Genomic DNA, 20,411 nt, shown 5'->3' with positions numbered 1-20,411 from the left:
CTGGGTTTTTGGACAAATAAAAAAGCCGCTCCCGACAGGAGCGGCTTTTTTGTGAGCTGTGCTTTTGGTGCCAATACTGGTTGCCAGCCAAAGCAAGGCTGGCGAATGACTACCGGTTCGGGGTGGCGGCGGGACTCTGCTGGGTGGGGCCGTTGCCACGGGGCGCGTTGCCGTTGGCCTTCATCTGGAGCTGGAAGTTAACCTGCTGGCAGTCGGCAAAGCGGCGCTGCTCCAGCTTCAGGGATTCTTCCAACACCGTTACCTGCCGGTACAGAAAACCAATCAGGCCCAGGGCCACAACCAGCGCGGTGAGAAATAACGTGTTCTTCATAGGTGTTTGAGAATCAAAAAGAAAAGCCCATCAACCTGATGGGCTTGTTCTGGTAAAGAAAAGGCGGGCCCGGCTAACTTAGATAGCCGTATTCGGGTCGAACTGTTCCAGATAATCAGCTACTTTGCGCACGAACATGCCGCCGAGGGAACCGTCGACCACGCGGTGGTCATAGCTGTGGGAGAGGAACATGAAGTGGCGCACCCCGATCAAATCACCCTGGGGCGTTTCAATCACGGCGGGCTTCTTCTTGATAGCGCCCACGGCCATAATAGCCACCTGCGGCTGCATGATGATAGGTGTGCCCATCACGTTGCCGAAGGAGCCCACGTTGCTGAGCGTGTAGGTGCCGCCTTCGAGGTCTTCGGGCTTGAGCTTGTTGGCCCGGGCGCGGTTGGCGAGGTCATTTACCTTCTTGCTCAGCCCGTTCAGGTTGAGCTGGTCGGCGTTATGAATCACGGGCACGATGAGGTTGCCGGAAGGGAGGGCCACGGCCACGCCGATGTTGATGTCGCGCTTCTTGATGATGTAGTCACCATCGATGGAAACGTTGATCATCGGGAAGTCCTGAATGGCGCGGGCCACGGCCTGAATGAAGATGGGCGTGAAAGTCAGATTCTCACCCTCGCGCTTCTTGTAGGCGTCCTTGTGCTTGTTGCGCCAGTTTACGAGTTCCGTCACGTCGGCTTCCACAAAAGAGGTAACGTGGGGCGAAATTCGCTTCGAATCAACCATGCGCTGGGCAATCATTTTGCGCATGCGGTCCATTTCGATCAACTCGTTGTTGCCGCTCACCGATGGGGCAGGCTTGCTAGTTGCTACGGCGGCCGGTGCGGCAGTGGGCTGCGGCGCGGGGGCTACGGCGGCTGGCGCCGGCGCAGCCTGAGGCTGGGCGGCCGGGGCCGCAGCTTGCGGAGCGGCGGGAGTAGCCTGCGGAGCCGGTTTTTTGCCGCCTTCCACGTAGGCCAGAATATCCTGCTTGGTTACGCGGCCTTCCTTGCCGGTACCGGGCAGGTATTCCAGATCGGCCATAGAAATGCCTTCCTGGCGGGCAATGCTGAGCACCAGCGGCGAGTAGAAGCGGCCGGGCTGGGCTACGGCCAGGCGCTGGTCGGCCTGCGGATCAGCTTGCTCGGGCAGGTAGGGAACGTTAGCAGCCGCGCCATTGACGGAAGGAGCAGGCGTTTCCTGGGGCGCAGCGGGAGCGGCCGTGGGTGCGGCAGTGCCGGCCGAGGCCACATCGGTTTCAATAACGGCAATGGGGGCGCCCACCGCGACTACCTGGCCTTCCTGCACCAGGATTTCCTGCAGTACGCCGGCATAAATGGCAGGGACTTCGGTATCTACTTTGTCGGTGGCCACTTCCAGCACCGATTCATCCTGCTCGATGGCGTCGCCGACTTGCTTCAGCCATTTCAGGACGGTGCCTTCCATAATGCTTTCGCCCATTTTGGGCATCACCATTTCCACTCGTGCCATGCGGTTTTGGGTTGTTGGGGGTTGTTGGGTGGGAGATTGAGGCCTCAAAGGTAACAGAAACCGCAAAGCGGAACGCTCCCGAGCTGAATAGCCGCGCTGGGTCGGCAGAAAGGCCGCCGCTAAAGCAGCAAACTAGCGGGTCGGCAGGCTCTGGCGCAGCAGGTTCAGCACGCTGGTAGTGGCGTACTCGATGTTGAGCTGGCGGCCCCGGTTGAAAGTTATTTTACGTGCCACGGTCTGATGCTCGTCGGCGTAGGCCAGCCAGAAGGTACCCACGGGCTTTTCCTCGGTGCCACCGTCGGGCCCGGCAATGCCGCTGGTAGCAATAGCCACATCCACGCCCAGGCGCCGCCGGGCACCTTCAGCCATCTGCCGCACTACTTCCTCACTCACGGCGCCATGTGCAGCAAGACTTTCGGGAAGCACGCCCAATTCTTTGACTTTGATATCGTTATGATACGAAATAATGCTCCCCAGAAAGTAGCGCGAACTGCCCGGTACGCTGGTAAGCTTGTGGGCAATGTAGCCCCCGGTGCAGCTCTCGGCCGTGCCCAGCGTGAGGCCCCGCGCGGCCAGCAACTGGCCCACAGCGGCTTCGAGTGGCACCTCACCTTCGGCAAAAATAAAGTCGCCGAGCAGGGCGCGCAGTTCGGGCATGCGGGCTTCCATGCGGCCGCGCAGGTCGGGCTGGCCGTCGGCGTGGCCGGTGAGGCGCAGGCGCACACCACCCAGGTAAGGCAGGTAGGCCAGCTTCATGTTGGCGGGCAGCGCGTCTTCCCAAGCGGCTATTTTCTCGGCCAGAAACGACTCACCCAAGCCCACGGTCTGCACCACGATGTGCTCGATGGGCGGGGTCTGGAAGTGGCGCTTGAGACGGGGCAGCACGGTGTCGGTGAGCATGCGCTTCATTTCAAACGGCACGCCGGGCATTGATACGAATACTACGCCCTCGTCTTCGAACCACATGCCCGGCGCGGTGCCTACCACGTTGCGCACCGGCGTGCAGGAAGCCGGTAAAAAGGCCTGCTGGCGGTTTACTTCCATCATGGGCCGGTTGAAGCGGGCAAAAATGGCTTCCACGTCGCGCAGGGAAGCCTCGTTGAGCACCAGCTCAGTGTGGAAGTAGTCGGTAAGGATATTCTTGGTCAGGTCGTCCTTGGTGGGACCCAGCCCGCCGGTAATGAGCACCACCTGGGCGCGGGTGCGGGCCGCGTCGAGGGCCTGCACGATTTCATCGGCCCGGTCCGACACGCTCGTAATCTGCCGTACCCGGATGCCGAGCTTGCCCAGCTCCTGGCCCATAAAGGCGGAATTGGTATCAATGACCTGGCCGTAGAGCAGCTCGTCGCCGATGGTAATGATTTCTGCGTCGGGTATGTGGGGCATGGGGTGGGAGTTAGGAAGGAGGAGTATTTTGGTGCAATTTGTGCCCTTGAGCGAATAAGACCACCACAAAGGGCGTCTGGTTTTCGTTTTTTTTATGTCCATGACCCGTTTTCGCCTCCTCTTTGCCTTTGCGGCCCTGTCGCTGGCTGGTGCCCACGCCACTCAGGCCCAGACCAAAAAGACCACCACTACTAAAAAGACGACGACCACCAAGAAGGCCACGCCGGTCAAGAAGGTAGCCGCCAAGCCCGCCACGACCACCAAAACGACGGTGAAGACCACCACGCCGGTGGTACCCGCGCTGCCCGCCCTCACCGCCGACGATGCCAACTCGGCCCTGCGCGAGGCCCTGAACACGAGCCTTGCCAAGGCCGTAGCCGAAGCCAGCGCCCCCGACGGCTTCAACGCCAATGCCGACATCCGCCTGGTGACGCCGCCCGAAGCGGTGCTGGTTTCCACTACGCTGCAGAAGATGCGGCTCGGGGCCTTGGTTAGTAACTTCGAGGTGGCTCTTAACCACGCCGCCGAAGCCGCGGCCGCCCAGGCCAAGCCTATTTTCGCCAACGCCATTCAGGGCCTGACCTTCACGGACGCGCTGAGCCTGCTCACCACCCGCGACTCAGACGCGGCCACGCTGTATCTGCACGAGAAAACGGAGCCCCAACTGCTGGCCGCCTTTACGCCCATTATGCAGGCTTCGCTGGAGCAGGCTGGGGCCAACAAGCTCTACGCCGAAATGGTGGCCCGCTACAACAAGATTCCGCTGGTAACCAAGCTCGACCCCAGCCTGACGACCTATGCCACCCAGCAGACGGTCAACGGCCTGTTTGCGCTGATGGCCGCCGAGGAAGCCCGCATCCGGCTGAACCCGGCCGCCCGCACCTCCGAGCTGCTGAGCCGCACTTTTGGCCGTAGCAAGTAGCTTAAACCGACATTTGTAGCCCACCGCAAAACGGTCCGGAAGCCCCAAGCGGCCTTCCCGGACCGTTTTGCATTTCCTGCAATGCCGGTAATCTTTTTGGTCCGGTTTCTGTCTTATGCCCGGTAGCTGCCTCGTTGGCCGCTTTTCCTTGTTGCTCCCGTGTATGAAAACGCTCCGCTATTCCATCCTCGCCGCCGCTATTTTCGGTCTGAACCTTAGCGCTTCGGCCCAGAAGATTGACTTGTCCAAGATTGGCCAGATTCTGACTGGCAAAGTCGGCACTGCGGCCAAAACCGGCACCACCACCGGCAGCGTGAGTCAGAACGAGGCCGCCATGGGCCTGAAAGAGGCGCTGACCCAGGGTATTTCGAAAGGAGCCGACCAGGCTTCTAAGCAGGATGGCTTCTACCTGAACAAGCTGATTCGGATACCGTTTCCGCCCGATGCCCAGCGCGTGGCTACTTCGCTGCGGGCCATTGGGCTGGGTTCCCAGGTCGATAAGTTTGAGTTGTCGCTCAACCGGGGCGCCGAAGACGCCGCCCGCAGTGCCAAGCCGATTTTCCTGTCGGCCATCAAGAGCCTCACGTTCAGCGACGTGTGGGGCATCCTGACGGGCCAGAAGGATGCGGCTACCAACTACCTGAAGCGCACCACCACCACCCAGCTTACCACGGCCTTCAAGCCCATCATTCAACAGTCGCTCGACAAAGTAAACGCTACGCGCTACTACACCGACCTGACTACGCGCTACAACATGATTCCGCTGGTGAAGCCCGTGCAGACTGACCTTAACCAATACGCCACCGATAAGGCCATTGGCGGCCTGTTTACGCTCATTGCGCAGGAGGAAGCCAACATCCGGGAAAACCCCGTGGCCCGCACCACCGAGCTGCTGCGCCGCGTATTCGGTGGCAAGCAGGGGTAGAGCTAGTTGTTGATGGGTGATTGTTGAAGTTTATACTAAATAAGCCCGCCCGAAATGATTCGGGCGGGCTTATTTAGTTAGTGAGGCTGTCAACAAGTAACAACCAACAATCAGCAACCATTAATAATCGTCGTCGTCGTAGCGGCCTTTGGCGCCCCGGCTGCTGCTACGCCCAAACGAATCGTCGTCCTCGTCGTCGGCGAAGTCGTCATCGTCGTCATCGAGGCTGGAGAAGCCGCGGCTGCTGTCGGGGTCTTCGGCGGCTTCGGCAGTGGTGTATTCTTCCTCGGTCATGCTGGCCAAATCTAGAGCCTCGTCGTGCGAGGAGCCCGTGTCGCGCCACATCAGGTAATCGGCGTACTTGGCCGAAAGGCGGTCTTCTTCATTGCCGCGGGTTTTGCTGCCGCCGGTCTTGGCGAAAGTATCCAGCTCATCATCGTCGCCGAGCAGGTCGTCATCCTCGAAGTCGTCGTATTGTTTCATAGCCGTATGAGGGCGGTATTGGGTGAAAGATGGGGAAGCCTGAAAGAAGCGCTTTCAGCTGCGAAGATACGGCAGCCGACGCTTTGGGTTAATTGTTGGGACGCAAAATTAGTTGCCGCCGCCGCCCGAAAATTTTTCAGCCCGGCAGCTCCAGGCGGCGGTAGATTTCCGCCAGTGGCAGCTCGATGCCCAGCGCCAGGACGGGCAAAATGGCATCAAGTCCCTGATACTCCTCAAACAGCCAGCTGCTGCCCGCGCCCCGCGAATACAGCGCCACATTCACCCGCTGGCTGTCGACGAGCACATAATGTTGTAAGCTCGCAATGCTCTTATACAGCAGAAACTTACTGTTGCGGTCATCCTTAGCCGTGGTTTTCGACAGCACTTCCACCAGCACCACAGGGTTGAGCAGGGTGTCCAGATGAGCATCGTCGAGGTAGTGCTCTTCGCCGCATACTACCGATACATCGGGATAGGTGTAAAGACCATTGGCCGCCACGTGTACGCGCATATCACTGGGAAACACGCTGCAGGAGTCGCCCAGACGGTTGCCAAACCCCATGATGAGGTTTGTAACCAACAGGTTATGCGCCCGGCTGGCTCCCGACATGGCGAAGATTTCGCCCTGGAAATACTCGTTTTTCGTTTCGGACTCCCGCTCGAAGGCAAGGTATTCGGTGGGCGTGTAGTGCGGTTTGGGCTGGGCTGACATCGGCGTGGGGTTTAGCCAAAAATACGCAGCGGACCCGACAAAAGCCGCGCTTAACGGGCCGCCTGCGCCCCAAAGTCCGTGACACTAAGCTGGTGCTGGCAGAAGCTGTATTCCTCGGGCACGTTGGAGCTGACGATAACCAGCCGGCCGGCCACGGTAGCCGCTACGTGCTCCAGGTACCAGGCCACGCCGGTGCGGTCGAGGTTGGTGGTGGGCTCGTCGAGTAGCAGCAACGGCGAGTCGGCGTAGAGGGCTAGGGCCAGCTTGAGGCGCTGCTTCATTCCCGACGAGAAGTCGCGCACCATCTTGTGGCGCGACTTTTCCAGATACATCAGCTCGATAAGCCGCGTCGGGCTCGTGCCGGGCCGCAGAGGCTTGAAGCGGGTGTGAAAGTGCAGCAGCTCGGTCAGGGTTAGCTCCTCAATCAGCTCCAGGTAGGGCGCGCAGTAGGCCAGGCGGCGCGGCACATCTTCCACAGGTACTACCGCGCCCTGAAAGGAATATGCCAGGGAGCCTTCAGTGGGCAGAATTTGACCGGAAAGGGTGTTGAGCAGGGTGCTTTTGCCCGAGCCGTTGGGCCCCAGCACCGCTGTGGCCGTACCGGGGTGAAAGACGTGGCTCAGGCCCCGGAAAATCCACTCCCGGGAGAAGCGCTTGCCCAGCCCGCTGGCTTCAATCTGCACCGTTGCCGTTGCGGGAATAGCCCTTAATCACGCCCCGGCCCGAGTTGCGCACAAAGTTCACTACTTCGTCGCGCTCGGGGGAGGGCAGCAGCTCCAGCTCAATCTTGTCGAGGGCGTCGTTGTTGTTCAGGCCGCTCAGGAATAGCAGGCGGTAGAGCTGCTGAATCTCGCTGATTTTCTGGTCGGAAAAGCCCCGGCGGCGCAGGCCGATGGAGTTGATACCGCTGTAGGTAAGGGGCTCCCGGCCGGCCTTCACGAAGGGAGGCACGTCTTTGCGCACCAGAGAGCCGCCCGAAATCATGGCGTGGGGGCCCACCTTCACGAACTGGTGCACGGCCGAGGTGCCACCGATGATGGCATGGTCGCCGATTTCAACGTGGCCGGCCAGCTGCACGCCGTTGGCCAGCACGCAGTGGTTGCCGATGATGCAGTCGTGGGCGACGTGCACGTAGGCCATCAGCAGGCAGTTGCTGCCCACGATGGTCTTGAGCCGATCCACAGTGCCGCGGTTCACCGTCACGCACTCCCGGATAACGGTATTGTCGCCGATGTAGACCGTGGTTTTCTCGCCCGCGAACTTGAGGTCCTGGGGCATGGCGGCAATAACGGCCCCGGGGAAAATCTTGCAGTTTTTGCCAATGCGGGCCCCCGACATAATCGTCACGTTGGGTCCAATCCAGGTGCCTTCCCCGATTTCCACATCCTTATCAATGGTGGTGAAAGGCTCCACCACCACGTTTTGGGCGATTTTGGCTTCGGGGTGAATGTAGGCGAGCGGCTGGTTCATTCTGATCAATTAACAATTAACATTTAACAGGTATCAAGCGCATCTAACGGATTCGGAAGTCTTTCTCGTGTGGAAATGGACCGTTCGGTTAAATAGTACCTGATAACTGCTAATTGAAACTAGGCGTCTTTGCGGACAATGGCCGCGCTCATCTCCGCTTCCATCACCACTTTGCCATTCACGAAGGCCTGGCCTTTCATCTTGGCAATACCGCGTTTGATGGGAGACAACAGCTGGCAGCGGAAAATGATAGTATCACCGGGCACTACTTTCTTGCGGAAGCGGCAGTTTTCGATGCCGAGAAACAGGGTCAGGTAGTTTTCCGGGTCGGGCACGGTGTTCAGCACCAGAATGCCGCCGGTCTGGGCCATGGCCTCAATCTGGAGCACGCCGGGCATGATGGGGTTACCGGGGAAGTGGCCGGGGAAAAACGGCTCGTTCATCGTCACGTTCTTCACGCCCGTTACCGTCGTCTGGTCGAGGTGAATGATCTTGTCGATGAGCAGGAACGGGTAGCGGTGGGGCAGAATCTGGCTGATCTGGTTGATGTCCAGCACCGGCTCCCGGGCCGGGTCGTAGCTCGGCACCGAGGAAGTGTTGGCCTCCATCATCTTCTTCTTGATCTTCTTGGCGAAGGCTACGTTGGCCGCGTGGCCGGGCCGGGCGGCCAGAATCTGACCTTTCAGCGGCCGGCCTACCAGGGCCAGGTCGCCCACGAGGTCGAGCAGCTTGTGGCGGGCCGGCTCGTTTTTGTAGCGCAGGTCCACGTTGTTGAGGATGCCTTCCTTCTTGACGGCCACTTTGGGCTTGCCCAGCATGGTGGCCAGTTCCGTCAGCTCCTCGTCGCTCACCACCCGGTCGACCACCACAATGGCGTTGCTCAAATCACCGCCCTTGATGAGGTTGGACTTGTAGAGGGCTTCGAGCTCGTGCAGAAAGCAGAAGGTGCGGGAGCTGGAAATTTCGGTGGTAAACTGCGTAATGTCGTTCAGCGAGGCGTGCTGCGAGCCTAGCACCGGCGAGTTGTAGTCCACCATCACCGTCAGGCGGTAGTCGTTCAGGGGCAGGGCGGCAATTTCCACGGCCCGGCCGTGCTCCACGTAGCGGATTTCCTCGGGAATCTCGAAGTAGTTGCGCAGTGCGTTCTGCTCTTCCAGGCCCACTTCCTGAATGGCTTTGATGAACTCAAAACTGCTGCCATCCATGATGGGCGGCTCGGGTCCGTCGAGCTGAATCATCACGTTATCAATCTGCAGGCCGACCAGGGCGGCCAGCGTGTGCTCCACGGTATTCACGCGGGCCCCGTTCTGCTCGATGGTCGTGCCGCGGGAGAGGTCTACCACGTTGTCGACGTCGGCATCTACCACGGGCTGGCCGGGCAAATCGATGCGCTGAAACTTATAGCCATGATTTACCGGCGCGGGGCAGAACGTCATGGTGGCCGAAACGCCGGTGTGCAGGCCGATGCCGCTCACGGTTACCGGGGCCTTGATAGTGTGTTGCTTATCGTTCATTGTGGGGCTGTTAGCGGCTGACAATCAGCTGCTAGCTGACGGGCAAAAAACTTCGGGGATTCGGGAAGGGGACAATAAAAAAGCTGCGGGCCTTAGCTAGTAGCCAAGTGCCAGCAGCTTTTCAGAGTGCAAAGCTAGGACTTTTCCGGCACGGATGAGTTACGCTCCAAGTCGCTGAGGCGCCTCTCTATCTCCGGCAGGTGGCGAAAAATGGCGTTGGCCCGCAGACTGTCGCGCAAGTTAAAGGCCGGGGAGCCCTGCAGCAGCACACCTTCGGTCTTGATGGACTTGCCCACGCCCGACTGCGCCGTAACCGTCGTGCGGTTGGCCAGCGAGAGGTGGCCGGCAATACCGGTCTGGCCGGCCAGCACGCAGAAGTCGCCGATTTTGGTGGAGCCTGAAATACCGGTTTGGGCCGCTACCACCGTGTGGCGGCCGATTTCCACGTTGTGGGCAATCTGCACCAGATTGTCGATTTTGGCCCCTTCCCGGATGATGGTGGAGCCCATTGTGGCGCAGTCGATGGTGGCGTTGGCCCCAATGCTCACGTTGTCTTCGAGCACCACGTTGCCGATCTGGGGAATGGTTTTGTAGGAGCCGTCGGGCTGGGGCGCGAAACCGAAGCCGTCGGAGCCGATAACGGCCCCGGCATGAATGGTGCAGCGGGCCCCGATGACGGTTTCGGCGTAGATTTTGGCCCCGGCGTAGATAATGGTCCCGTCGCCGATAACGCACCGGTCGCCGATGTAGGCCTGGGGGAAAATAACCACGTCGCGGCCGATGCGGCAGTTTTGGCCGATGTAGGAAAAGGCCCCGCGGTAGTGGTTGTCGCCGATAACGGAGTCCGCGCCGATAAAGGCGGGCTCTTCCACGCCGCGCCGGCCGGTGCGGGTGGCCTGCTGGTAGAATTCGAGCAGGGTGGTGAAGCTGGTATACGGGTCGTCGACGCGAATCAGGGCGGCGGCGCTGGGCTGCTTCAGTATCAGGGTTTTACTCACGATGACGGCCGAAGCACCGGTGGTGTACAGGTGGGGCTCGTACTTCAGATTCGACAGAAAGGAGAGGGCCCCGGCCTGTGCTTCTTCGATTTTTGCCAAGCGGTCAATCCGCAGGGTGGCGTCGCCTTCGACGATTCCCTGGAGCACTTCCGCAATCTGGCCTACCGTAAATTCCATGGCGCAAAAGTAGCGGTTGGTTTTTGGTTTTTGGTTTTTGGTCGTTGGTTATGCCCTAACGCGTTGCTGCATTGCGCTTAAACTCCCTAAGCGCGCCAAAAACCACCCGTCAAGGACCCTAAACTTCCTTAGTGGGCAATTTCCTTGGGGTAGCAGATGTAGTGCTTCTCCACGCGCTGGCCCAGGGCCCGGATGTTGGGCAGGTCGGAGGCCTCGGCCACGTTGATAACCCGGCCGCTCTTGGTGAGCACGTCAATGGTGTCTTTGCCGTCGGCGTCGTAGGCGTTGTTGCTGATGCGCCCGGCGAGCATCAGCTGGCTGGCATCCTGGGGCGAGAGGTCAAACTTCTCGGCAATGAGCTCGATAATGCCTAGGCCCAGGTCGTCGTCGAAGGGCGCGGACTGGAGGATGATTTTGAACAGCTTGCGGTCCAGGATACTGCGCGACATGTAACTGAGCACCTTATCGGGGTGCTGGGCCCACATCTTGACGGCGCTCCACACGTCGGTGTCGTCGAGCTGCACGAAGCGCTGCAGAATGGTGTCGTCCTGGGAGAAGTGCAACAGGCTGACGGGCTTGGCCAGAAAGAAGTGCAGATCGGGAGTGGCGGGCACCTCGTGGCCCGAGCGCACCAAGTCCCGGGCCCGCTGAATGATGCGAATAATCATCTGCTCGGCGCTGGTCACGGTTTTGTGCAGATACACCTGCCAGTACATCAGCCGGCGGCTCACCAGGAAATTCTCGATGCTGTACACCGCTTTTTCCTCCAGCACCAGCTTTTCATCCACTACGGTGAGCATCTTGATGAGCCGGTCGGCGCCGGGGCGGCCTTCCTGCACGCCGGTGTAGAACGAGTCGCGGTTGAGGTAGTCAAGCCGGTCCATATCGAGCTGGCTGCTGACGAGCTGGTGGAAAAACGGCCGCTCGTAGGTGCCCTGGAAGATGCGGATGGCCAGATCCAGGGCGCCGTTATGCTCCTTGTTGAGCTTTTGCATCAGAAACAGGCTGAGCTGCTCGTGGGGCACTTCGTGAAAAATGGCGTGCTCCAGGGCGTGGGAGAGGGGGCCGTGGCCGATGTCGTGGAGCAGGATGGCGGCCTGGGCGGCTTCGCCCTCGGCGGCCGAAATCTTGACGCCCTTGTCTTTAAGCGTGCGCAGGGCCAGAGTCATCAGGTGCATGGCGCCCAGGGCGTGGTGGAAGCGGGTGTGCAACGCGCCCGGATACACGAAACCGGTGAGGCCCAGCTGCTGAATCCGGCGCAGGCGCTGAAAATACGGATGCTCAATCAGGTCGAACAGCAACTCGGTAGGCACCGTGACGAAGCCGTACACCGGGTCGTTGAAGATTTTCTTTTTGTTCAAAGGACAGAGGCAGTAGCGCGCTGCTAAAAGCGCGTGGAACGGAACAGGACGAGGTAAACGACCGACGGCTCAACCCCCGCAGCGGGCGGCGGACCGGCGGGCATTGGAACCCAACTCAACAATTTTCGGCTTCTTTACGGCGGAGTTGGGCGGCCGAATATCGGATTGCCGTAATTTTTCAGAACCAAAAACCGGGGATTGGGAGTAAAGCTACTTACGAAACGTCATTTGCAACCTGCCGGCGCCAACGGCCCTCTATTGGAGTGCGCGTAGCGGCAGCCACACAATGGCTGTAGTGCCGGTTCGTAAACCCGCCGGGCCTTTGGGCCCGACGCTACCTTTTTAAGTCTCCAAAAACCCCATATGCAACGTTACTCCATCCTCTGGGCCGACGACGAAATCGACCTGCTCAAACCCCACATTCTCTTCCTGACCGAAAAAGGCTACGACGTAACCGGCGTTAATTCCGGGGCCGACGCCATCGAGCAGGTGCAGGAGCAGAATTTCGATATCGTATTCCTGGACGAGAACATGCCCGGCCTCACCGGCCTCGAAACCCTGACGGAAATCAAGGCCGTGAAGCCTACGCTGCCCGTCATCATGATTACCAAGAGCGAGGAAGAGCACATCATGGAGGACGCCATCGGCTCCAAGATTGCCGATTACCTCATCAAGCCCGTTAATCCGAACCAGATTCTGCTGAGCGTGAAAAAGGTGCTCGACAACAAGCGCCTGATTTCGGAGAAAACCAACAGCAGCTACCAGCGCGACTTCCGCCAGCTCGGCATGCAGCTCGGCGACCGGCTGAGCCCGAGCGAGTGGGCCGACGTGTACAAAAAGCTGGTGTACTGGGAGCTGGAAATTGACGAGACGGAAGGCAAGAGCATGGCCGAAGTCTTCAATATGCAGAAGGACGAGGCCAACAACTACTTCTGTAAGTTCATCATGGAGAACTACGAGGAGTGGGTGAATAACGAAGCCGACGACGCGCCCATGATGTCGCACGAGCTGTTTCAGAAGCGCGTGTTTCCGCTGCTGAAGGAAACCGGCGACACGCCCGTGTACTTCCTGCTCATCGACAATCTGCGCTACGACCAGTGGAAGATTCTGGAGCCCATCATTGCCGACCTCTTTACCGTGGATCAGGAGGAAATGTACTATTCCATCCTGCCCACCACCACGGCTTACGCCCGCAACGCCATCTTCTCAGGCATGATGCCCGGCGAGATTCAGAAGAAGTACCCCAACCTGTGGGTGAATGACGACGACGACGAGGGCAAGAACATGAACGAGGCCGAGTTCATGGAAATCATGTTCCAGAAAGCCAACCAGAAGCACAAGTTCAGCTACCACAAGGTGACGAACCTGCAGGCTGGCAAAGACCTGCTGGGCAAGATGAGCAACCTGCACAACAATTATAAGTGCAACGTCATCGTCTACAACTTCGTGGATATGCTCTCCCACGCCCGCACCGACATGGCCATGATTCGGGAGCTGGCCGCCGATGAGTCGGCGTACCGCAGCATCACCCGCTCGTGGTTTCTGCACTCGCCTTTGTATGAGATGCTGCAAACCATTGCCGAGAAAAAGGGCAAGCTCATCATCACCACCGACCACGGCACGATTCGGGTGAAACGTCCCTTCAAGATTGTGGGCGACCGGAACACGAACACCAACCTGCGCTACAAGCACGGCAAAAACCTGGGCTTCACCGATAAGGACGTGTACGTGGTGCGCAAGCCGGAGCGGATTTTCCTGCCCCGCGAAAACGTGAGCACCGCCTACGTCTTCACCCTGGGCGACTATTTCTTCGCCTACCCCAACAACTACAACTACTACGTGAACTACTACAAGGACACGTTCCAGCACGGCGGCATCTCGCTCGAAGAGGTGATTATCCCGTTCATCACGCTCACGTCGAAGGCGTAGCGGGAGTTAAGTTTTTAGATACATTGGTAGCGGCGGGTTTCTTCGGAGGCCCGCCGCTATTGTGTCTTATCAGTAAAAGCCGAAATATGAAAGCTTTATCTATACTATGCTTGACTTTGATGAGCGGCTGTAACTCTCCGGATAGTAAAATAGAGCCTCAAAGCCATTTGCCGATTCCTGCAAAGCTTGAGTATAAGCCGAAAACTACGCTTACAGATTTCATAGTCATACCGACTCTCCACCCAGATCTGGTTTCGGCTGTGGAGCTGAACCAGGTAGATAGTTTGTTGAAAGCCTGTGTTGCCGAGTTTAATAGAGCAGCGGAAGCAGACTATGCAGATATGCACAAGACGCATTCAGAAATACCTTTTCGCAAGGAAAATTACGTCATCGACCTGTCTGCCTATAAGAAGCAGTTGGTCGTAAGCGTGAATAGCAAAGGCGTTAAAACAGTATGGGTAAATTGTTTTTGTAGTGACGAAGCTGATTTTCCTAATTGGAAAAGGGAAATTGTAGATATAACAGATGGCGGCAATTGTTTTTTCAACGTCAGACTAAATCTAACGGAAGGTACTTGGGAAGACCTGCAGGCAAATGGAGTAGCGTAAAAACCCATCTTAAACAAAAAAGGTACCTGTTGAGGCGCCCTTTTCTGTTAGCTGCGCAAGCTGCGGCCGCGGTTTTTGTGGGGAAATGGAAACTGTGCTTCCATTTCCTAGGAGCCTGCCGAAGCTAGTGAAGCTCCGGGCCATATAGGCCCAGTACTATTTTGTGTTGCTCCAGGCGAGTTGTAGGCTGGTGCCTGCAGCTCTTGACAGGTGCCCGGCTAAATAAGCTTGGCCTTGAGTTCCTTGTAGCGGGAGCGGCCAATGGGCAGCAGCTCTCCGTTTTTGAGCTGCAAGTGGTAACGGCTGCCTTCCTGCACCAGAATTCGCTCGGCCTGGGCAATAGGCACGATGTAGGACTTGTGGATTCGCTCGAAGGAAGCGGGCAGCAGCTGGACCAGCTTTTCCAGCGACTTGTCGTGCAGCTCCTTTTTGCCATTCTGTAGGTGCAGCTCCGAGTAGATGCCGGCCCCTTTGATATAGCGCAACTCCTGAATGTCGAGCAAGACGATGTCGCCGTGCTTTTTGACGGCCAGAAACCGCAGGCCGCCGTCGGGCTTTTTCTCGGCGGTAGCCAGCCGGGCAAAGGCCTGAAACAGCCGCTCTTCCCCAAACGGCTTGGGCACAAAATCCAGCACGCCGTAGGCAAAGGCGGTAATGGCCTTGTCGGTGTAGGCCGAAATAATGATGGTATGAAACGCCCCGGCCGCCGCATTGGCCAGCAGGCTGAAACCATCCTGCCCGTTCAGGTTCAGGTCGAGCAGCACCAGGTCGGGGGCGGTGGCGTCCAGGGCCTGCAAGGCCTCGGTTACCGAGTCGCAGACGACCAGCTGCTGCAGTTGATTGCCGAAATACTCCCGCGTCATGCGCTCCAGGCGGCGGGCAATGCGGGCCTCATCTTCTACCAGTACAATTCTCATCGGGCCGGGCTGGTTAGTGACTAATCGTAATGGAGGTGAGCCAGCCTTCGGGCACCGCGCCCGAGTGCAGCCGCCAGCCTGTGCCGTAGCTTTCCGTCAGGCGGGCCTTAATGTACTGCAGCCCGGTGCCGTTGCCCACTTTGGCACCCGGCTCGGCGGGCCGGTTCCGGGCACGGGTGAGCAGCGCATAGGTGCGGCCGGTAGCGCAGGGTTCAGCGCTGATTCTGAACCGGATGGAGCCATCGGCGGCCGGTATGCTGTGGGTGATGCCATTTTCGAGGATGGTATGGAAAATGGCCGGCGGAATCAGCTCCTCCGGGTTCAGGCCCGACTGCTCCAGCTCGTAGCGCACTTCTTTGCGAAACTGCATCACCTGCAAATGGTGCTGGCAAAGCTCCAGCTCCTGGCCGATGGGAATCAGGGTGGCTTCGGCCATGTCGTTGAGCAAGTCAAACTCCCGGGCCAGGGCCTGAATAAAAACGGCTCCTTGTTTGGGCGACTCTTCCACCCAATCGAGCATCGAGGTGAGCGTGTTCTTGATGAAATGGGGCTGAATATGCTTTTTGAGCAGTTCCAGCTTCAGGCGCGAGGAGAGCTGCTGGGCCGCCTGTCGCTCGTTTTCCACCACCCGCACCCGCAGCGCGTGCAGGTAAAGCATGCACAGCAGAATAACGGTGAAGGTGATGTAGAGGCTATAATCGAAGTACAGGAAGTAGTGCGTCACGGCGCTGGCCAGCAGACCCGCCAGCACCAGGCGGCTGCCTTTGGCCCGCTGCCGGATAGCCAGCACCACCACCAGCAGCGAGGCAAGCCACATGGCCTGGCTCAGGTAAATGGCCGTCTGGTCGTAGTGCGGGTAGTTGAGCCCGTAAATGCCACTGAGTACGACCAGCAGCCCGCCCGCCACGAGGCCCTTGCGCGGCAGGCCGAACTGAATGGTAAAGTACAGCGGCACCAGCAGGGCAATGGCAAACGTGAGCAGCCCGATGATGGTCAGCCGGGTGTAAAAGCGGGGGTAGGGGATGTCCACGTAAAACTTGACGTACTCCACCATCAGCAGCGCGAAACACAGCAGGCAAATAGTGCTAAAGATCAGGGTGCCATAGTCCTTCTGACGGCTGCTGCTGAAAAGAAACAGGTAGTAAATAGCCGCCAGCAGCAGAGCCCCGGCCATCAGGTTGACGAAGGCCATAATCAGCAGCGGGTCGCGCAGCAGGCGGGGGTAGCTGTGCAGCTTTACGTCGCTGAAACGCTGCTCAGCTGCCTGGTAGACCTGCGTGGCGCGCAGGGCCACTACGTGCGGGCCGGGCTTGGCTAGCGCCGCCGGCACCAGATAGTAGCTGGTTTCGGTGCCGGGTACTTCCGCCCGCGTCGCGGTGGCGGGCTGCCCATTGCGGCCAATGCGGGTGCCGTCCCAGTACACGTCAAACCCGCCGAAGGACCGCACTACCAGCCCCAGCGCCGCGGTAGAATCCCAGTGCGGCAGCAATACGTGGTGGCGCACCCAGAAAACCTGGCTGCCGGTGGTGCCCCGCTCGGTCCGCCAGCCGGCGTCGTCGTAGCCTGGGGCGGCCCACTGCGGGTTGTCGCCGGTGCGGAAAACGGCTCCGGACGATTCAAACTCCACATCCGGTTGACAGGACCCTAAAGTCAGCAGCAAGCACAGGAACACACTGAGTCGGTACATACCCCAAAGGTAAGGCGGGCGGCTGCGCGGCTCGTGTCGTTCATTAACATATAGAGCTGTTGGCATGTATTCGCTCGGGAGCTGGCCCGGTACCCCGTACTCTTGGACCATGAAAACCTGGTTCTACCTCTGTCTTTTCCTGCTGCTGGGCCTGACTGCCGGTGCGCAGCAACCCACCACCGCCCCCGGCAAAGGCCACGCCCTGACCGGCAAGCTGCTCGATGCCGGCTCCGGCGCGGCGGTGCCCTACGCCACCATTAACGTGCTGGACGCGGCAGCGCAGCTCGTTACCGGCGGCATCAGCGACGAGGCCGGTGGCTTCCGGCTCGACGGAATTCCGGCGGGCCCGCTCACGGTGGAGTTCCGCTTTATGGGCTACCAAACCCTGAGCCAGCCCCTGGCGGCGGGCAGCCGGCTCGACCTGGGCCCGATTAAGCTGCAACCGGTAACCACCCAGCTGGGCGAGGTAACCGTGACGGGCGAAAAGCCCACCGTGAGCTTGCAGCTCGATAAAAAGGTGTTTGAAGTGGGCAAGGACATTCTCTCGCAGGGCGGCTCGGGTCACGACGTGCTCAACGGGGTGCCCTCGGTGGCGGTGAGCCCCGGGGGCGGCATCAGCTTGCGCGGTAATGCCAACGTGACGGTGCTCATCAACGGCCGCCGCTCGGGCCTGACGCAGAGCAACGGCCTGGACCAGATTCCGGCGTCCCAGATTGAACGGGTGGAAGTTATTACCAACCCCTCGGCCCGCTACGACGCAGCCGGCAGCGCGGGCATCATCAACGTCATCCTGAAGAAAAACAAGCAGCCCGGCCTGGGCGGACAGGTGCGCCTGGTGGGTGGCCTGCCCAACGACACCCGCCTGACTCCGAGCCTGACCTTTAAATCAGCGAAAGTCAACCTGTTTGCCACGGCCGGCCTGCGCTGGTCCGACTACCGGGGCCGCTACCGCACCGACCAGGCAACGGGCCTCGCCGACGGGCGCCCGGCCAGCCTGCAGCAGCGGCAGCGCGAAAACCGGCACGACGACGGGCGCGTGCTCTACGTGGGCGCCGATTATTTCATCAACGACCACAACACCATCACCGCCGCCTTTCTGAAAAACGACACCAAGGACCACGACAAGACCTGGCTGGACTACGCGTACCTGAATGGCGCGGGGCAAACCGACAGTACCTTGCAGCGCCAGGGCGAATCGTGGGAAAGCCGGAGCTACAACCAGCTGGAGCTGAATTACACCCGGCTCTTTGCCCAGGCCGGCCGCAAATACACGGTGGACGTGCAGTATGATTTCTGGAACAGCGACAAAAGCTGGCAGCTGGCCACGAACCGGCTCTACCCCCAGGCGCAGGCCCTGCCCGGCATTCGGACCGGCTCGGTGGGGGCCAGCAAGGACTTGCTGATGCAAACCGACCTGGTGCAGCCGCTTGGCAAGCAAAGCACGGTGGAATTTGGGCTCAAGGCCGAGGGCCGGCAGGTAACCAGTAACTTCGGGGCCGAGCAGGAGCAGGGCGCGGAATGGGCCGTGTTCCGGGGCATCGACAACCAGCTGCGCTACGACGAGCTCATCAGCAGCGGGTACGCGCAGTGGGGCAGCAAAGTGAAAAAGCTGTCGTACCTGCTGGGCCTGCGGGCCGAGCTGACGCGCATCACCATCCGCGACGAGGAAGGCCGCTACAACAACGAGAAGAACTACCACCGCCTGTTTCCGACCCTGAACCTGGGCTACCAGCTCGGTGAAGGCCTGACCACCCAGCTCAACTACAGCCGCCGCATCAACCGGCCCACCATCTGGATGCTCTACCCGTTCAACGAGCTGACCGACCTGAACGCGCAATACGTGGGCAACCCCGACCTGAACCCTTCCTACGCCGATGTGCTGGAGCTGGGCCTGCTGCGCAACTGGACCACGCTCACCCTGAACCCCTCCGTGTACTACCAGCAGACCAGCGGCTTTATCCAGACCTACACCTACCGCGACGCGACGGGCACCTTTATCAGTACGCCCATCAACCTGAGCCGCGAAACCCGGCGGGGCCTGGAGCTGTCGGTGCTCTACAACCCGCTAAAGTGGCTCAGCTTCAATACCGAGCTCAACCTGTACACCTTTACCCAGCAGGGCCGCTACCGGGAGCAGGACTTTGCCTTCAGCAGCCAGACGCTGACGGGCCGCCTTAGCACCCAGCTGAAACTGCCGCTGAAGCTGGGCGTGCAGGCCCGCTACAACGTCAACGGGGCCCAGCGCAACGCCCAGACCCGCACCAGCGCTATTCATTTCGTGAATGTGGCTGTAAGCAAAAACCTGCTGCGCGATAAAGCCACGCTGGTGCTGGACGGCAGCAACGTTTTCGACTCCAACCAGACCCGCACCCAGACTACCGGCCCGGATTACGTGTTCAACCAGGTCAGCAGCCCCAACGCGGCCCGCTACCGGCTCAGCTTTACCTACCGCTTCAACCTGCAGGATGGGCAGGCTATCCGGCAGGCCCGGAGCAGCAACCGCAACTAGCCAGCGGGGGGAGGGTAAGGCGAATTCAACGCGGATGGCGGGTGGGAATGGTGCCCAATCAGCTAAGGCGTCGTAGCTTACGAAGCTTTTACCCGTAGCCCCGCTTCATGCCGTACTCCCTGTTTCTCTTCGATTACGACGGCACGCTCTGCGACACCCGCCGCGCCATCGTCTTCAGCTTTGAGCGTACCTTCAGCCACTACCAGACAGCCGCGCCCGCGCCCGAGGTATTGCAGGCGACTATCAACAAAGGGCTGGTGCTGGGCGACATGTTTCGGGAGCTGCTGCCGGCGCTGTCGGCGGCCGAGGTGGCGGAATGGGTGGTAACGTACCGCACTATTTACGCCCAGGAGGCCGAACCGCTGGTGACGCCCTTTCCCGGGGCGCTGGCCCTGTTTGGGCAGCTCGCGGCCCAGGGCGTCACCATTGGGGTGCTCAGCAACAAGGGCGCGGCGGTGCTCGAAGCCTCCCTGGCCCAGCTCGGCCTGCTGCCCTTCGTGGCCCTGGTAGTTGGCGATGGTACGATGCCGGAAAAGCAGCTGGCCAAAAAGCCCGACCCCATGGTGTTTCACGAAGTGGTGCAGCCCCGCTTCCCCGAAGTGCCCGCCGATAGAATCCTGATGGTAGGCGACACCACAGCCGACCTGCAGTTTGCCCACAACAGCCGCATCGACTCCTGCTGGGTCTCTTTCGGCTTCGGCGAGGAAGCCGAGTGCCGGGCCCTGCAGCCTACGCACACTGTGGGCCACCTGCTGGAAATTCCGGCCCTGCGACGCCTGCGGTAGAGACGCATACTTGCGTCTCAATCGTTGCTGAGCATTGTTTCAAGTGCCCGATTGCGCGGGTGTATCGTTCAACAACGAGACGCAAGTATGCGTCTATACAGCGTTCTGGCGGTTGCGCACCGCGCTCTTGCGGTTCTGCACCGCGACTTTCCGATGCTTAACCGCGACCCTGCGGTCGGGCACCGCGCCCTTGCGGTATACTACCGCGACCCTGCGGT

General features: G+C 59.8%; 18 protein-coding genes. 6 read left to right on the top strand and 12 right to left on the bottom strand.

Going from position 1 to position 20,411, the window contains the following annotated elements; all coding sequences use genetic code 11:
- Nucleotides 1-109 precede the first annotated feature (109 nt).
- The 3 genes from LGH74_RS19545 to LGH74_RS19535 all read right to left on the bottom strand — a co-directional run bounded on the left by LGH74_RS19545 (nt 110) and on the right by LGH74_RS19535 (nt 3,196).
- Complete coding sequence (locus tag LGH74_RS19545) at nt 110-331, bottom strand: hypothetical protein (RefSeq protein ID WP_226178340.1); 222 nt, start codon at nt 329-331, stop codon at nt 110-112.
- Between the two features lie 78 nt (nt 332-409).
- The gene (locus tag LGH74_RS19540) at nt 410-1,810 is read right to left on the bottom strand and encodes a dihydrolipoamide acetyltransferase family protein (RefSeq protein WP_226178338.1); all 1,401 of its coding nucleotides are present in this window, start codon (nt 1,808-1,810) and stop codon (nt 410-412) included.
- 132 nt (nt 1,811-1,942) lie between these two features.
- The gene (locus LGH74_RS19535; protein WP_226178335.1) at nt 1,943-3,196 is read right to left on the bottom strand and encodes a competence/damage-inducible protein A; all 1,254 of its coding nucleotides are present in this window, start codon (nt 3,194-3,196) and stop codon (nt 1,943-1,945) included.
- Nucleotides 3,197-3,296: 100 nt separating this feature from the next.
- On the opposite strand from LGH74_RS19535, the gene LGH74_RS19530 reads away from it, so the two are divergent.
- Both LGH74_RS19530 and LGH74_RS19525 read left to right on the top strand, forming a co-directional pair.
- Nucleotides 3,297-4,118, top strand: coding sequence for a DUF4197 domain-containing protein (locus LGH74_RS19530; protein ID WP_226178333.1), 822 nt, complete (start codon nt 3,297-3,299; stop codon nt 4,116-4,118).
- 163 nt (nt 4,119-4,281) lie between these two features.
- Nucleotides 4,282-5,043: a DUF4197 domain-containing protein gene (locus LGH74_RS19525; RefSeq protein ID WP_226178331.1), complete on the top strand. Its 762-nt coding sequence runs from the start codon at nt 4,282-4,284 to the stop codon at nt 5,041-5,043.
- 120 nt (nt 5,044-5,163) lie between these two features.
- Here LGH74_RS19525 and LGH74_RS19520 read toward each other — a convergent pair whose 3' ends face one another.
- The 7 genes from LGH74_RS19520 to LGH74_RS19490 all read right to left on the bottom strand — a co-directional run bounded on the left by LGH74_RS19520 (nt 5,164) and on the right by LGH74_RS19490 (nt 11,758).
- Entirely contained in the window at nt 5,164-5,526 is a 363-nt protein-coding gene (locus LGH74_RS19520; RefSeq protein ID WP_226178329.1) for a hypothetical protein, read from the bottom strand.
- Between the two features lie 136 nt (nt 5,527-5,662).
- A complete protein-coding gene (locus LGH74_RS19515; protein WP_226178326.1) occupies nt 5,663-6,238 on the bottom strand; it encodes a Uma2 family endonuclease in 576 nt (191 codons plus the stop codon).
- A gap of 50 nt (nt 6,239-6,288) precedes the next feature.
- Nucleotides 6,289-6,921, bottom strand: a complete 633-nt coding sequence (locus LGH74_RS19510; protein ID WP_226178324.1) for an ABC transporter ATP-binding protein — start codon at nt 6,919-6,921, stop codon at nt 6,289-6,291.
- The gene (gene lpxA / locus LGH74_RS19505; protein WP_226178322.1) at nt 6,911-7,708 is read right to left on the bottom strand and encodes an acyl-ACP--UDP-N-acetylglucosamine O-acyltransferase; all 798 of its coding nucleotides are present in this window, start codon (nt 7,706-7,708) and stop codon (nt 6,911-6,913) included. The genes LGH74_RS19510 and lpxA overlap by 11 nt, the downstream gene beginning before the upstream one ends.
- 119 nt (nt 7,709-7,827) lie before the next feature.
- Nucleotides 7,828-9,222 carry a bifunctional UDP-3-O-[3-hydroxymyristoyl] N-acetylglucosamine deacetylase/3-hydroxyacyl-ACP dehydratase gene (locus tag LGH74_RS19500; RefSeq protein ID WP_226178321.1) on the bottom strand — a complete coding sequence of 465 codons (1,395 nt, stop codon included), beginning with the start codon at nt 9,220-9,222 and terminating at the stop codon, nt 7,828-7,830.
- Between the two features lie 134 nt (nt 9,223-9,356).
- A complete protein-coding gene (gene lpxD, locus LGH74_RS19495) occupies nt 9,357-10,397 on the bottom strand; it encodes a UDP-3-O-(3-hydroxymyristoyl)glucosamine N-acyltransferase (protein WP_226178319.1) in 1,041 nt (346 codons plus the stop codon).
- Between the two features lie 128 nt (nt 10,398-10,525).
- A complete protein-coding gene (locus LGH74_RS19490; RefSeq protein ID WP_226178317.1) occupies nt 10,526-11,758 on the bottom strand; it encodes an HD domain-containing protein in 1,233 nt (410 codons plus the stop codon).
- Between the two features lie 363 nt (nt 11,759-12,121).
- On the opposite strand from LGH74_RS19490, the gene porX reads away from it, so the two are divergent.
- Together porX and LGH74_RS19480 are read left to right on the top strand one after the other, a co-directional pair.
- Complete coding sequence (porX, locus tag LGH74_RS19485) at nt 12,122-13,687, top strand: T9SS response regulator signal transducer PorX (RefSeq protein ID WP_226178315.1); 1,566 nt, start codon at nt 12,122-12,124, stop codon at nt 13,685-13,687.
- Nucleotides 13,688-13,773: 86 nt separating this feature from the next.
- Nucleotides 13,774-14,295 carry a hypothetical protein gene (locus LGH74_RS19480; protein ID WP_226178313.1) on the top strand — a complete coding sequence of 174 codons (522 nt, stop codon included), beginning with the start codon at nt 13,774-13,776 and terminating at the stop codon, nt 14,293-14,295.
- Between the two features lie 218 nt (nt 14,296-14,513).
- Here the strand turns inward: LGH74_RS19480 and LGH74_RS19475 are convergent, their stop codons facing one another.
- Nucleotides 14,514-15,212: a LytR/AlgR family response regulator transcription factor gene (locus tag LGH74_RS19475; protein ID WP_226178311.1), complete on the bottom strand. Its 699-nt coding sequence runs from the start codon at nt 15,210-15,212 to the stop codon at nt 14,514-14,516.
- Between the two features lie 13 nt (nt 15,213-15,225).
- Nucleotides 15,226-16,899 carry a histidine kinase gene (locus LGH74_RS19470; protein WP_226178309.1) on the bottom strand — a complete coding sequence of 558 codons (1,674 nt, stop codon included), beginning with the start codon at nt 16,897-16,899 and terminating at the stop codon, nt 15,226-15,228.
- Nucleotides 16,900-17,008: 109 nt separating this feature from the next.
- Here LGH74_RS19470 and LGH74_RS19465 point away from each other — a divergent pair, with 109 nt between their 5' ends.
- Together LGH74_RS19465 and LGH74_RS19460 are read left to right on the top strand one after the other, a co-directional pair.
- Complete coding sequence (locus LGH74_RS19465; RefSeq protein ID WP_226178306.1) at nt 17,009-19,408, top strand: TonB-dependent receptor; 2,400 nt, start codon at nt 17,009-17,011, stop codon at nt 19,406-19,408.
- A 107-nt stretch (nt 19,409-19,515) separates the two neighbouring features.
- Nucleotides 19,516-20,193: an HAD family hydrolase gene (locus tag LGH74_RS19460; RefSeq protein WP_226178302.1), complete on the top strand. Its 678-nt coding sequence runs from the start codon at nt 19,516-19,518 to the stop codon at nt 20,191-20,193.
- Nucleotides 20,194-20,411: the final 218 nt, after the last annotated feature.

The sequence above is a fragment of the Hymenobacter lucidus genome (assembly GCF_020447265.1).
GTDB lineage: Bacteria > Bacteroidota > Bacteroidia > Cytophagales > Hymenobacteraceae > Hymenobacter > Hymenobacter lucidus.
The sequence above is the reverse complement of the archived record's forward strand: the minus strand, read 5'-3'. Positions and strand labels throughout refer to the sequence as shown.